We start from the raw sequence: 12,067 nt of genomic DNA, 5'->3' as shown, positions 1-12,067 counted from the left end.
TCCCCAAAGGCGCTTACCTGTGGCTGCGCTGGCGCCGCCTGCGGTTGGCGTACTGCAGGAGCAGGCGCTGCTGGGTCGTCTGGAATTTCATCACCGAAAGCGCTGGTGGCCATTGCACGTTAACCTCGCTTAGTGGCGGTCTTGCCACTTTTGGGGTCGATGTACTGGGCACCGGCTGGCAAGGCGTCATAGTCCGCCTTGGTGAGCGGGCGAGCGATCTGCGCCTGTCCAGGTACACGCATACCGGCCTTGGGTGCGGGCTTCTGCGCGGCGTTACCGCCTTGTGCTGACATCGGCAGGACGCCGACCGGGCCTTGCGGCTTCGGCATGTAGCTCTGCATGTTGCCGGTACCGGGCAGGCTACTGGCGTCTGGCACAGGTTCGGCGTCTGGTTGTTCAGGGTTGAGGATGGCGTCGACCATCCCGTCAGCACCGCCCTTGGCTTTGCCACGATTGGAATAGGGACTGTAGGCCGAACCGTATGGTTTGTAGCCACCGGTTGCAGCGTCGTACATATGGTTTTGCACGCGGCCATCCGGCAAGTGTTCCTGAATGATCTGCCGAGGCGTTGGCACCTTGGGCGCGGATGAACCGGCACCGGCACCGATACGGCTTTCGCGGGTATCGAACTGGCCTTGCTGTTGTTGCAGCGTGGCCTGGCGGTGGGCCTGGAGCGCGTCCGAGTTGGTGGCGCGGATCAGGTCGGCAGGGTCGACCCCCAGCGTAGCGAGTTGTCGCGCAAGTGGACTGAGGCCTGCCTGAAACTGTGGGTCTTGCAGGCGCTGTTGGTACTGCCGTTGCTGGTCAGCCTGCTGCTGTGCCTTGGCCTGCTGCAATTGCAGTTGTTCCTGCTGCATCCGCGCCAGGTTGTTGCGGTACTCGCCCAGTGCCTGCACACGTTGCATTTCACTCATGCCAGCGGCAGCTTGCCCCAAGCGGGCACCGAATCCGGGGTTGCCTTGTTGCGGTCCGGACGCCATGAGCATCTGCAGTCCCAGCTGGCCGAGCGGCGTACCCGTCACATTGCCAATGCCTTGGTTAAGTGTGTCGATGAAACCGGGCATTTCTCCTTACTCCACCAGCACGGCGGCTGGTAATCAATGAATGGTGTCGTTCCCTGGCAGCGCAGCGCTGCGTATCAGGGCGTGAACCAGTGCCATGGTTTCGGCATGGAGGGCATCGGCCTTGGCCTGAACTTCAGGCGGGAGGGCTGGGGCCTCGGGGTACATAGTCATCAGCGTGGCCATCGGGGCGGGGATGAACTTGGGATTCATGGCTGTTTCTCCATCACGGCGGCACGCAAGCCGCGTTGTTCGGTGAGGGTGAATTCGTCGGGGAGCAGGGTCAGGACCATGCGAAAGGTGCCGTCGCCGTTGTCGAGCAGGCGGAACGGTCCGGGCTTGGCACAGGTGCGCTTGCTGGTGCGGGACGGTTCAGTGCGACCGATCAGGGCCAGGCGCAAGCGGCATTCGGCTTCCGTGAGGTGCGCAGTTTGGTCGTAGGCGAATGCGGCCAGGGCATCCAGGGCGAAGGCGTGTTGAGGATTGCCAGGGCGGCCGGTGTGCACTGGGGTGGATTCGGGCAACCGGGGGTTATGGCTCAGCGCGCTGGTCGTGACGGCGAGCAGGTCAGCCAGTTGTTGGCTGGTGACTGCGGCGGTGGCGCTGGAAGTTGGGAAGTTCATCGTCGCATCCCCCCGGATGTTTCGCTGAGTGCATTCAACTTAATAGTGAATACCTGTCTATACAATAACTTCTAGACGAACGGCGTCATGCTTGCTAGGAGTAAACCAAGTTGTGTACGAGCGTTCCGTGAAGTTGCGATTGCGAGCGACACAGTTACCGGGACAATTACCCCAGCACCGTTGCGTTCGGATTCGATCTAAACCTATATAAACTGCTGATTTGGCACATGTTTTAAGGTGGTGCTGCGTGTTTGGGATTATTTGGGTGTTAGGAGCGGAACGTTAAATTAAGTTTTAAGTGTGGGGGATTTTTTTGGGAGGGCACAGATCTGAGGCCGTTGGATTTTTGTTCTGCAGAGTCAATGCGTAAAAGTTAGGGCTTAGAATTTTGGAAAAATTTTGCAGGGGTAGATACGTATATTTCGTGACGCACAAAGGACGACACACCCCCACCACGGTCCGATAATCCTGGCCGCTGGGGGTCTTTTTCTGGCTGCCAGGTAGTCAGCCCCTTCATCGATGGCCCTCTCGCTTAATATGAAACGTTTCAGCAATAGGAAACGACGTTCGTTGACACACACCCACAGTGTTTTGAAGTGACCCCTTTTCTGGTGGAGGCTGTGCCGAAGAGCTGTACCGATATGGGTATGCCTCAACGAGTACCGCTTGTCAGCGGGTTGCAGCTGTACCGAGATATCTATTTGCAAGCCCAAACGAGTACACCTATATTCGGTACACCCATAACGGTATAGGAGGGTTTGCCATGTTCATTCGTGCGTATCTCCGGGCATCGAGCGATGACCAGAACGCCAGCCGTGCAAGGGATGTGCTGGAACAGTTCGCCGGCAGCCACGGGCACAAGGTGGCCGCGTGGTACGTCGAGAATGAGTCAGGCACGGTGCTGCAGCGACCTGAGCTGTTCAGGCTGCTGGAGGACAGCCACAAGGGTGATGTGATCCTGATCGAACAAGTAGACCGCCTGTCCCGTCTCACCCAGGACGATTGGGCCAGACTCAAGGCACAGATCGGCGAGCGTGGCGTTACGGTGGTATCCATGGACCTCAGCACCAGCCATGCAGCCTTGAAGCCTGAGAGCGGCATGGATGACTTCACCAGAGGCATGATTGCGGCCGTGAACGGCATGTTGCTCGACATGCTGGCCGTGGTTGCGCGCAAAGACTACGAAGACCGGCGCCGTCGCCAGGCACAAGGGATCGCTGCTGCCAAGGACAAGCCTGGCAAGTATGCTGGTCGGCCAGTGGACGCAGACCTGCACAAGCGCATCCAGGCATGCAGGGCAAAAGGCATGAGCTTGCGGGAAACGGCAAAGACTGTCGGCTGCGCACTGAGCACTGTGCAACGAGCGTTGAAGGGTTGATCTTGGATCTTGGGGCCAGGGATGGCACATGGCCAATAGTGGCACCGATAATAGAGGTGTAGTTGCGAGTGGCGGAATGTAGCCAGGACTCAACTACAGGCAGAAACGGCTCTAGCACAAGGGTTTGAGCATAGGTGTAGTTAGGGTAGTTAGGTCAAACCCTATTTTGCTGGCAACACCCCATAACCCTATAGCTACTACAGGGTTTTTACCTTTCCTCCAATAATTATAAAAACCTAACTACATAACTACAGTAGCATCCGAACAACTGTGCTAGACGCCTGAAGCCTGTAGTTATCTTCCCCAAAACCTACCTACGCACCTAACTACCTAGCTACACCATGTGCCATCATGCCGGAGGCCTGAAATCCCCGTTTCCAGCCTTAAGAAAGCCGGCTGCCGTATAGTCACAGCCTGGCGCGCCAAGCACAGCGCCCTCCCCTGCAAGACCGTAGATAAAACCGTATAGCGCAGCCCTCCCCTCCACTGTGCCGAAGAGCGAAGAACCCGGATTAGAGCCGGCTAGGCGCCAACGTAGTAAGTCACCAGAGACTTGCCCGACAAGTGTCAGCTGATCGACCAGCGGATCAAGGAGTTGAAGCAGGCAGAGAAAACGGCGGAGTGATCGTTCGTCGCCTGCGCACGCCCTTCGCAGAAGCAAGCTCGTGTCGCTTCTGCAAAGGGCCGGCGTGACTTTTATTCCGCAGCAGGCTTGCGCTTTTTCAGCGGCGCCAGGCCGTCAGCGCTGGCCAGCGGTGCGTTGGCCCGCGGTTTGGCGGTTGGCTTGCGCTTGGCGGCAGCTTTCTTGTCGCCGGTTTTCTTGTCAACTTTCTTCTTCTTGGCGCCAACCGCCTTGCCCGAAGCCTTGACCTTCTTCGGACCGCTGTAGGTGCCTTTCACTTCCTTGATTACACGGCGTTCGAACTGCTGCTTGAGGTAGCGTTCGATGCTCGACATCAGGTTCCAGTCGTTGTGGGTAATCAACGAGATCGCCAGGCCTTCGCCACCGGCACGGCCGGTACGGCCCACGCGGTGCACGTACTCATCACCGCTGCGAGGCATGTCGAAGTTGATCACCAGGTCCAGGCCGTCGATGTCCAGGCCACGAGCCGCCACGTCGGTAGCCACCAGCACCTTGGAACTGCCCTGCTTGAAGCGCTCGATGGCCAGCTTGCGGTCCTTCTGGTCCTTCTCGCCGTGCAGCACGAAAGCCTTCACGTCCTTGGCCACCAGGTGACCGTAGATACGGTCGGCCATGGCGCGGGTGTTGGTGAAGATGATCGCCTTGTCGAAGGTTTCGTTAGCCAGCAGCCACTGCGCGATGTGCTCTTTGTGCTGGTCGTGGTCGGCGGTGATGATCTGCTGGCGGGTGCCTTCGGCCAGCTGCGAGACGCTGTTGAGCATCAGGTGCTCAGGGTCTTTCAGCACCTTGCCGATGATGTCGCGCAGGGCAGCGCCACCGGTGGTGGCGGAGAACAGCAGGGTCTGCTCGCGGTTCTCGCACTCCTTGCACAGGCGCTCCATGTCTTCGGCAAAGCCCATGTCCAGCATGCGGTCGGCTTCGTCGAGGATCAGCACCTGCACGTGGGACAGGTCGAGGTTGCCGGCGTTGAGCTGCTCAAGCAGACGGCCCGGGGTGCCGATCAGCACGTCCGGCACCTTGCGCAGCATGGCGGCCTGTTCCTTGAAGTCTTCGCCGCCGGTCACCAGGCCCGCCTTGATATAGGTGAACTGCGAGAACAGCTCCACCTGCTTCAAGGTTTGCTGGGCCAGCTCGCGGGTCGGCAGCAGGATCAGCGCGCGGATCTCGACGCGCCCGCCTTTCAGGTCGACCAGGCGGTTGAGCAGCGGCAATACGAAGGCCGCCGTCTTGCCACTGCCGGTCTGCGCGGTCACACGCAGGTCGCGCCCTTGCAGGGCCAGGGGGATGGCCGCGGCCTGCACCGGGGTCGGCTCGACAAATTTAAGCTCGGCCACGGCTTTAAGCAGGCGTTCATGCAGGGCGAATTGGGAGAACACGGAGGTAACCTCAGGCAAGTGCGGGAAATTCAGTTGCATAGGGTAACGTTTTCTGCCGCCTTAGCCGAATTTCTTTTGGCAACTTTGTCGCCATCCGCGCTCTAATGGCACCTCGTTTCACAACAAGACTGTACCCAAGCCCATGGATATACAACGAATCTGGCGTGACTCCCTCGACCTGTGGGGCACCCTCGACCAACATCCCATGCTGCACGCGGCCATCGGCCTGGCGGTGCTGCTGCTGATTTCCCTGGTGGTCGGCCGCCTGGCGCGCTTCCTGATGCTGCATGGCGCCCGTCTGCTGGCCCGCCAGCCTGCCCTGAAGTGGCTGGACGACCTGCGCCATAACAAAGTGTTCCACCGCCTGGCGCAAACCACGCCCTCGCTGGTGCTGCAGTTTGGCCTGAAGCTGGTGCCGGAGCTGTCCGACACTGCCCAGCACTTCCTGGGCAATGTCGCCCTGGCCTTTACCCTGCTGTTCATGACCATGGCGCTGTCATGCCTGCTGGATGCACTGCTCGACATTTACGCCCGCACCGAGCACGCCCGCACCCGCTCGATCAAGGGCTATGTGCAACTGGCCAAGATGATGCTGTGGATCTTCGCCTCGATCGTCATCGTCGCCACCCTGATCGATCGCTCTCCGTTACTGCTGCTGTCGGGCCTGGGTGCCATGTCGGCGGTGCTGCTGTTGGTGTACAAGGACACCTTGCTGTCGTTCGTCGCCAGCGTGCAACTCACCAGCAACGACATGCTGCACGTGGGTGACTGGATCGAAATGCCGCAAGTAGGTGCTGATGGCGACGTGGTGGACATCACCCTGCACACGGTGAAGGTGCAGAATTTCGACAAGACGATTGTTTCCATCCCCACCTGGCGCCTGATGAGCGAGTCGTTCCGCAATTACCGCGGCATGCAGCAGTCCGGGGGCCGGCGCATCAAGCGCAGCCTGTTCATCGATGCGGCCGGGGTGCGCTTCCTCACCCGCGAAGAGGAGCAGCGCCTGAGCCAGGTGCAGTTGCTGGGCGACTACCTGGCCGGCAAGCGCCAGGAGCTGCAGAACTGGAACGAAGCCCTGGGGCCTGTCGCCGAGCTGTCAGCCAACCGCCGAAAGCTGACCAACATCGGCACCTTCCGCGCGTTTGCCCTGGCCTACCTGAAAAACCACCCCAACGTGCACCCGAACATGACCTGCATGGTGCGGCAGATGCAGACCACCGCCGAAGGTGTGCCGCTGGAGATCTACTGCTTCACCACCACCACGGTGTGGGCAGATTACGAACGGATTCAGGGGGATATCTTCGACTATTTGCTGGCGGTGTTGCCGGAGTTCGGCTTGAGCCTGTATCAGCAGCCGAGTGGCAATGACATGCGGGTGGGGTTGAGTGGGCGTGCGGCGCAAGAGCCTGTGTCGCGTCGGCTGGAAGAGATGAGCGAGGCTTGAGATTGCCGGGGCTGCTTTGCAGCCCATTCGCAGCACAAGGCTGCTCCTACAAAATGTACGCGTTTCCTGTAGGAGCAGCCTTGTGCTGCGAATGGGGCGCAAAGCGCCCCCGAATCACCCCGCGTAACCTAGCAGGTACAACAACCCGGTCAAGGTCACCAGCGATGCCACGGTCGACAACAGGATCGTCCGCGAAATCAGCCCCGCCTCGCGGTTGTAATACTCCGCCAGCATGAACGGCCCGGTCCCGGTCGGCAGCGCTGCCAGCAGCACCGCCGAAGCCGCCCACATGCTCGGCAGGCTGAACACCTTGTACGCCAGCACCCAGGTCAACGCCGGCTGCCCCACCAGCTTCAAGCCTACCAATGGCCAAGGGCTGGCTTGCGCACCCGCGCGCTTTCCTGCCAGGAATGCACCCAGCGATACCAAGGCGCACGGGGTGGTGGCCAGCGCCAGCATGTCGAGAAAATGCATCACCGGTTCGGCCAGCCCCAGCCCGCTCATGGCCCAGCCAGCCCCCGCCAGCGGCGAAATCACCAGCGGGTTCTTCGCCAACGCCTTGCCTACGACCACCACGGCGCGACCGATACGCCGCTCCTCCTGTAGCCCAACCTCGATGAGCGTCAGCGAAATGGCGAACACCAGGCACACCACGATCAACGATGAAATCAGCGCCGGCTGCAAGCCCGCCTGGCCGAACAGCAGCAGGCACAACGGGATGCCTATATAACCGGTGTTGGCATACCCCGCACTGAGCCCGTCGATGCTCGACGCTACAAGGCCATGGCCGCTGTTCAGGCGCCACAACAGCGTGACCACGAACATGGCCAGGGCGCCCGTGCCAAAGGCCGCGATGAACCCCGGGTGCCAGATCTCGCTCCAGGTGGCAGTGGCCGTCACCTTGAACAACAACGCCGGCAGGCACAGCCAGACCACCATCTTGTTGATTTCGGCGGCGGCCTTGTCACCCAGCTTGTTGGTCTTGCGGCACAGATAGCCGACCAGGATCAGGGCGAAGATCGGCGCAACAATGACGAAGATGGTGTGCATGTCAGGCCTTGTTGGCCAGCGGTGCCTGCGCGCGTGCGCCCAACCGGCTCAGCCACACCGACGCCAGGATGATCCCGCCGCCAATGAACAGCCGCCCCAGCGGCTCGTGCTGGTTCCAGATCAGCAGGTTCAGCAGCAACCCCACCGGCACATGCAGGTTGTTCATGACCGCCAGCGTGCCGCCTGAAACCATGCACGCGCCCTTGTTCCACCAGTACAGGCCCAGCGCCGTCGGGCACAGGCCCAGGAACAGCAGCACCAGCCATTGCACGTCGGTACTCGGCAGGTGCTGGGCATTGCCGAACAGCAGGAAGGCCGGCAGCACCACCAGCAAGGCCCCCAGGTAGAAGTAGCCAAAACGGGCGTAGTGCGGCAGGTCACTGGGGTTGCGCGCGACCAGATGGCGGTACAGCACCTGGCCGGCGGCATAGGTGAAGTTGGCCAGTTGCAGCAGCAGGAAGCCGATGAAAAACTCGCCGCTGATGCTGTCGAAGCGGATCACCGCGGCACCGGCTACAGCCACCAGCGCAGCCAGCAGCGCCCATGGGTTGAAACGCCGGTTCATGGCGTCTTCGATCAGCGTCACGTGCAACGGCGTGAGGATAGTGAACAGCAGCACCTCTGGCACCGTCAGTACGCGGAAGCTCAGGTACAGGCAGACGTAGGTGATGCCGTACTGCAAGGCGCCGATCAGCAGCATCGAGCGCATGAAGCGCGGTTCGACCTGGCGCCAGCGGGTCAGCGGCAGGAACACCAGGCCGGCCAGCAGCACCCGTGCGAGCACGGCGAAGTAGCTGTCGACGTGCCCCGCCAGGTACTCGCCGATCAGGCTGAAGGAAAACGCCTGGATCAGCGCGACGATTATCAGGTAGCCCATGGTTGCCTCTCATGAATCAAGGCCGCGACCTTAGCGGGTTGCGGTAAATGAGTTCAACCATGAGGAATGTAGGGGCTGTACCTGCCTCTTCGCGGGCGTGCCCGCGAAGAGGCCGGCTCAGGTCCCCTCATGGCTTCACGCATAAAAAAGCCCGGCCATTGGCCGGGCAGTACACCCAAAGGAGCAAAAACAGGTGTCAGGGTTGGGAATTCAGTAAACCTCAGGCCACCGCCGCCAGTTTGGCCTTGGCCTGGTTGACACCTTTCTCGTGGAACTCGCCGCTCATGTTCAGGCCTTCGGCATGGATGAAGTCGACATCGTGAATGCCGATGAAAGCCATGACCTGGCGCAGGTACGGTTCCTGATGGTCGCTGGTAGCGCCGGCATGGATACCGCCGCGGGCAGTCAGGACGATGGCGCGCTTGCCGGTCAGCAGGCCCTGCGGGCCAGTGGGGGTGTACTTGAAGGTGATGCCCGCTCGCAGCACGTGGTCCAGCCAGGCCTTGAGGGTGCTGGGGATGGTGAAGTTGTACATGGGCGCGGCCATCACCAGCACGTCGGCGGCCAGCAATTCATCCGTCAATTCGTTGGAACGGCCCAAGGCCTCAAGTTCGGCGGCGCTGCGCTGTTCTTCCGGCTTCATCCAGCCACCCAGCAGGTTGGCGTCCAGGTGCGGCACCGGGTTTACGGCCAGGTCACGCACAGTAATCTGATCAGCCGGGTGAGCGGCCTGCCATTGCTGGATGAAATCTCGGGTCAGCTGACGGGAAACGGAATCCTGCTGGCGGGCGCTGCTTTCGATGATCAGTACGCGGGACATGGGGTGCCTCCATCGGCAAAAAGGGTGCGATTCGATGGAGGTGAGATTAAGGCTTGACCTATCGATAAAAAAGCGTAAAAAGTGGGTTCAATCAATCGATTAATCAGTTTATTCCGGGCTGCAGTTCACGGCGATCCGTAGTTTGATGATCTGCCTGTTGAATTTGGCAGTGACATCCACGCTTTTACCGGCCGGCACGTTCACCCGGCGTACCCGCGGGGCCTCCGGGCCATTGCGGAAGGTTACCTTGCACGCCGCCGGGACCTGCCCGTAGTTGTTCAGGGTAATGGCGCCAATGTCGTAGGCCGTGTCATAGGCGGTGTAGTCAAGCTTGACCCCGGTCAGTTCCTTCTCCACATCGATGGGATAGGCCATGGCCCCGAGGGGCAGGCACATCAGTATTGCCGCACAACATTTCTTCATGGGCCGCTCTCCTTGAAAGAGGCAGCTTAGGACAACAGGAGCGAAAGATGAAAGCGCCGCGCGTAACCCTTGACCAGTGGCGAACCCTGCAAGCAGTGGTCGATCACGGCGGGTTTGCCCAGGCCGCCGAGGCACTGCACCGCTCGCAGTCCTCGGTCAGCTACACCGTGGCCCGCATGCAGGAGCAACTGGGCGTGCCACTGCTGCGCATCGACGGCCGCAAGGCGGTGCTCACCGAGGCGGGCAACGTGTTGTTGCGTCGCTCTCGCCACCTGGTCAAGCAGGCCAGCCAGCTCGAGGACCTCGCCCACCACATGGAACAAGGCTGGGAAGCCGAGGTGCGGCTGGTGGTCGATGCCGCCTACCCCAGTGCGCGGCTGGTACGTGCCCTGGCCGCGTTCATGCCGCAAAGCCGCGGCTGCCGGGTGCGCCTGCGTGAAGAAGTGTTGTCTGGCGTAGAAGAAGTGATGCACGAAGGCATCGCCGACCTGGCCATCAGCAGCTACAGCATTGGTGGCTACCTGGGCGCCGAACTGAGCGCGGTGGAGTTCGTCGCCGTCGCCCATCCTGAACACAGCCTGCACCGCCTAGGCCGGGAACTTACCTTCCAGGACCTCGAAAGCCAGTTGCAGGTGGTTATTCGCGACTCCGGCCGCGCACAACCACGCGACGTCGGCTGGCTGGGTGCCGAGCAGCGCTGGACGGTCGGCAGCCTGGGCACCGCCGCCACCTTCGTCAGCAGCGGCCTGGGCTTTGCCTGGCTGCCCCGGCACATGATCGAGCGCGAGCTGACTGAAGGCGTGCTCAAACCGCTGCAGCTGGATCAGGGTGGCAGCCGCCACCCACTGTTCTACCTTTATTCGAGCAAAGAGAAGACCTTGGGCCCGGCCACGCAGATTCTCATCGAGCTGCTGCGCAACTTCGACACTGCGCCACTGGACGTGCCTTTCGCAGCCCCCCCGCAAGCTTGAGAGAACCAGCCCATGGCCTATTTCGAACACGAAGGATGCGCATTGCATTACGAGGAATATGGCCAGGGCGAACCCTTGGTGTTGCTTCACGGCCTGGGCTCCAGTTGCCAGGACTGGGAGTTGCAGGTGCCGGTGCTCAGCCGCCATTACCGGGTGATCCTCATGGACATCCGCGGCCACGGTCGCTCCGACAAGCCCCGCGACGGCTACCAGATCGCCACCTTCAGTGCCGACCTGCTGGCCCTGCTCGAACACCTGCACACGGGCCCCGTGCACTTCGTCGGCCTGTCGATGGGCGGCATGGTGGGTTTTCAATTCGCTGTCGACCACCCCCAGTGGCTGCGCAGCCTGTGCATCGTCAACAGCGCCCCCGAGGTCAAGCGGCGTACCCGTAGTGACTGGGCCTGGTGGCTCAAGCGCTGGGGCCTGGCGCGCCTGCTCAGTGTCGAAACCGTCGGCAAGGGCCTGGCCGAGCGCCTGTTCCCCAAGCCCCATCAAGCAGACCTGCGGCAGAAGATGGCCCAGCGTTGGGCGCGCAATGACAAACGCGCCTACCTCAAGAGCTTCGACGCCATCGTCGACTGGGGCGTGCAGGAACGCATCGGGCAGATCCACTGTCCTACCCTGGTGATCGCCGCCGACCACGATTACACCCCGATACAACTGAAAGAGCGTTACGTGGCCCTGATGCCCAACGCCAGGCTGGTCGTCGTCGACGATTCCCGGCACGCTACGCCACTCGATCAACCCGAGGTCTTCAACCAGACCCTGCTGCAGTTCCTCGCAGCCGCTTCCACCTCTCAAGGATCTTTGAGCCCATGCTGAAAAAACTCCTGCTCACCGCCTGCTCGGTCGCCTTCGCCACCAGCGTCATGGCCTCCGACAAGACCCCGCACGTCATGCTGGACACCAGCTTCGGCCAGGTCGAAATCGAGCTGAACGCCGAAAAGGCGCCGCTCAGCACCAAGAATTTCCTGGCGTACGTTGACAGCGGCTTCTACAACAACACGATTTTCCACCGGGTGATCCCGGGGTTCATGGTGCAGGGCGGCGGTTTCACTGACCAGATGGTGCAGAAGGACACCAAAGACCCGATCAAGAACGAGGCCAGCAATGGCCTGCTGAACACCCGCGGCACCCTGTCGATGGCGCGCACCTCCAACCCGAACTCGGCCACCAGCCAGTTCTTCATCAACGTGGCCGACAACGATTTCCTCAACCCGGGGCGCGACGCCGGGTACGCCGTGTTCGGCAAGGTGACCAAAGGGATGGAAGTGGTCGACCAAATCGTCAACTCGCCCACCACCGTCAAGAAAGGCATGCGCGATGTACCGGCCGACCCGGTCTACATCAAGTCGGCCAAACGCATCGACTGACCGCAGGCTGCACAGGGACGTGCAA

At 61.2% G+C, this 12,067-nt stretch carries 13 protein-coding genes; 5 read left to right on the top strand and 8 right to left on the bottom strand.

Going from position 1 to position 12,067, the window contains the following annotated elements; genetic code table 11:
- Nucleotides 1-119 precede the first annotated feature (119 nt).
- The 3 genes from SB765_RS25145 to SB765_RS25135 are packed head-to-tail and all read right to left on the bottom strand — an operon-like array spanning nt 120 to nt 1,684.
- Nucleotides 120-1,064, bottom strand: a complete 945-nt coding sequence (locus SB765_RS25145; RefSeq protein ID WP_410932099.1) for a hypothetical protein — start codon at nt 1,062-1,064, stop codon at nt 120-122.
- A gap of 33 nt (nt 1,065-1,097) precedes the next feature.
- A complete protein-coding gene (locus SB765_RS25140; RefSeq protein WP_410932098.1) occupies nt 1,098-1,274 on the bottom strand; it encodes a hypothetical protein in 177 nt (58 codons plus the stop codon).
- A complete protein-coding gene (locus SB765_RS25135; protein ID WP_410932097.1) occupies nt 1,271-1,684 on the bottom strand; it encodes a hypothetical protein in 414 nt (137 codons plus the stop codon). Before SB765_RS25135 ends, SB765_RS25140 begins: the two co-directional genes overlap by 4 nt.
- Before the next feature lie 763 nt (nt 1,685-2,447).
- On the opposite strand from SB765_RS25135, the gene SB765_RS25130 reads away from it, so the two are divergent.
- Nucleotides 2,448-3,062, top strand: a complete 615-nt coding sequence (locus tag SB765_RS25130) for a recombinase family protein (RefSeq protein ID WP_410932096.1) — start codon at nt 2,448-2,450, stop codon at nt 3,060-3,062.
- Between the two features lie 696 nt (nt 3,063-3,758).
- Here the strand turns inward: SB765_RS25130 and SB765_RS25125 are convergent.
- Nucleotides 3,759-5,120: a DEAD/DEAH box helicase gene (locus SB765_RS25125; protein WP_019473861.1), complete on the bottom strand. Its 1,362-nt coding sequence runs from the start codon at nt 5,118-5,120 to the stop codon at nt 3,759-3,761.
- Between the two features lie 103 nt (nt 5,121-5,223).
- Here SB765_RS25125 and SB765_RS25120 point away from each other — a divergent pair, with 103 nt between their 5' ends.
- Entirely contained in the window at nt 5,224-6,525 is a 1,302-nt protein-coding gene (locus SB765_RS25120; RefSeq protein ID WP_341796484.1) for a mechanosensitive ion channel family protein, read from the top strand.
- A gap of 114 nt (nt 6,526-6,639) precedes the next feature.
- Here the strand turns inward: SB765_RS25120 and SB765_RS25115 are convergent, their stop codons facing one another.
- The 4 genes from SB765_RS25115 to SB765_RS25100 form a co-directional block, all read right to left on the bottom strand.
- Nucleotides 6,640-7,575 (bottom strand): AEC family transporter, encoded by a 936-nt coding sequence (locus tag SB765_RS25115; protein WP_410932095.1) that lies wholly within the window; start codon nt 7,573-7,575, stop codon nt 6,640-6,642.
- A gap of 1 nt (nt 7,576) precedes the next feature.
- Nucleotides 7,577-8,452: a carboxylate/amino acid/amine transporter gene (locus SB765_RS25110; protein ID WP_049274453.1), complete on the bottom strand. Its 876-nt coding sequence runs from the start codon at nt 8,450-8,452 to the stop codon at nt 7,577-7,579.
- Nucleotides 8,453-8,672: 220 nt separating this feature from the next.
- Nucleotides 8,673-9,272, bottom strand: a complete 600-nt coding sequence (locus SB765_RS25105) for an FMN-dependent NADH-azoreductase (RefSeq protein WP_341796486.1) — start codon at nt 9,270-9,272, stop codon at nt 8,673-8,675.
- A 108-nt stretch (nt 9,273-9,380) separates the two neighbouring features.
- A complete protein-coding gene (locus tag SB765_RS25100; RefSeq protein WP_024717905.1) occupies nt 9,381-9,695 on the bottom strand; it encodes a hypothetical protein in 315 nt (104 codons plus the stop codon).
- A 47-nt stretch (nt 9,696-9,742) separates the two neighbouring features.
- On the opposite strand from SB765_RS25100, the gene SB765_RS25095 reads away from it, so the two are divergent.
- Genes SB765_RS25095 through SB765_RS25085 form a run of 3 tightly spaced genes read left to right on the top strand, consistent with a single transcriptional unit; the run spans nt 9,743 to nt 12,042 of the window.
- Nucleotides 9,743-10,666, top strand: a complete 924-nt coding sequence (locus tag SB765_RS25095) for a LysR family transcriptional regulator (RefSeq protein WP_341796487.1) — start codon at nt 9,743-9,745, stop codon at nt 10,664-10,666.
- Nucleotides 10,667-10,678: 12 nt separating this feature from the next.
- Nucleotides 10,679-11,491 (top strand): alpha/beta fold hydrolase, encoded by an 813-nt coding sequence (locus tag SB765_RS25090; RefSeq protein ID WP_016498437.1) that lies wholly within the window; start codon nt 10,679-10,681, stop codon nt 11,489-11,491.
- Nucleotides 11,485-12,042 (top strand): peptidylprolyl isomerase, encoded by a 558-nt coding sequence (locus tag SB765_RS25085; protein WP_410932094.1) that lies wholly within the window; start codon nt 11,485-11,487, stop codon nt 12,040-12,042. Before SB765_RS25090 ends, SB765_RS25085 begins: the two co-directional genes overlap by 7 nt.
- Nucleotides 12,043-12,067: the final 25 nt, after the last annotated feature.

Source organism: Pseudomonas sp. SIMBA_067 (genome assembly GCF_046534675.1).
GTDB lineage: Bacteria > Pseudomonadota > Gammaproteobacteria > Pseudomonadales > Pseudomonadaceae > Aquipseudomonas > Aquipseudomonas putida.
This window is presented reverse-complemented; position numbering and strand designations above follow the sequence as displayed.

Excerpts from the sequence above, each read along its gene's own strand:
- SB765_RS25135 (WP_410932097.1), bottom strand. The coding sequence starts at position 1,684 with ATGAACTTCCCAACTTCCAGCGCCACCGCCGCAGTCACCAGCCAACAA.
- SB765_RS25115 (WP_410932095.1), bottom strand. The coding sequence starts at position 7,575 with ATGCACACCATCTTCGTCATTGTTGCGCCGATCTTCGCCCTGATCCTG.
- SB765_RS25110 (WP_049274453.1), bottom strand. The coding sequence starts at position 8,452 with ATGGGCTACCTGATAATCGTCGCGCTGATCCAGGCGTTTTCCTTCAGC.
- SB765_RS25090 (WP_016498437.1), top strand. The coding sequence starts at position 10,679 with ATGGCCTATTTCGAACACGAAGGATGCGCATTGCATTACGAGGAATAT.
- SB765_RS25125 (WP_019473861.1), bottom strand. The coding sequence starts at position 5,120 with ATGCAACTGAATTTCCCGCACTTGCCTGAGGTTACCTCCGTGTTCTCC.
- SB765_RS25130 (WP_410932096.1), top strand. The coding sequence starts at position 2,448 with ATGTTCATTCGTGCGTATCTCCGGGCATCGAGCGATGACCAGAACGCC.
- SB765_RS25145 (WP_410932099.1), bottom strand. The coding sequence starts at position 1,064 with ATGCCCGGTTTCATCGACACACTTAACCAAGGCATTGGCAATGTGACG.
- SB765_RS25100 (WP_024717905.1), bottom strand. The coding sequence starts at position 9,695 with ATGAAGAAATGTTGTGCGGCAATACTGATGTGCCTGCCCCTCGGGGCC.
- SB765_RS25085 (WP_410932094.1), top strand. The coding sequence starts at position 11,485 with ATGCTGAAAAAACTCCTGCTCACCGCCTGCTCGGTCGCCTTCGCCACC.
- SB765_RS25105 (WP_341796486.1), bottom strand. The coding sequence starts at position 9,272 with ATGTCCCGCGTACTGATCATCGAAAGCAGCGCCCGCCAGCAGGATTCC.
- SB765_RS25140 (WP_410932098.1), bottom strand. The coding sequence starts at position 1,274 with ATGAATCCCAAGTTCATCCCCGCCCCGATGGCCACGCTGATGACTATG.
- SB765_RS25120 (WP_341796484.1), top strand. The coding sequence starts at position 5,224 with ATGGATATACAACGAATCTGGCGTGACTCCCTCGACCTGTGGGGCACC.
- SB765_RS25095 (WP_341796487.1), top strand. The coding sequence starts at position 9,743 with ATGAAAGCGCCGCGCGTAACCCTTGACCAGTGGCGAACCCTGCAAGCA.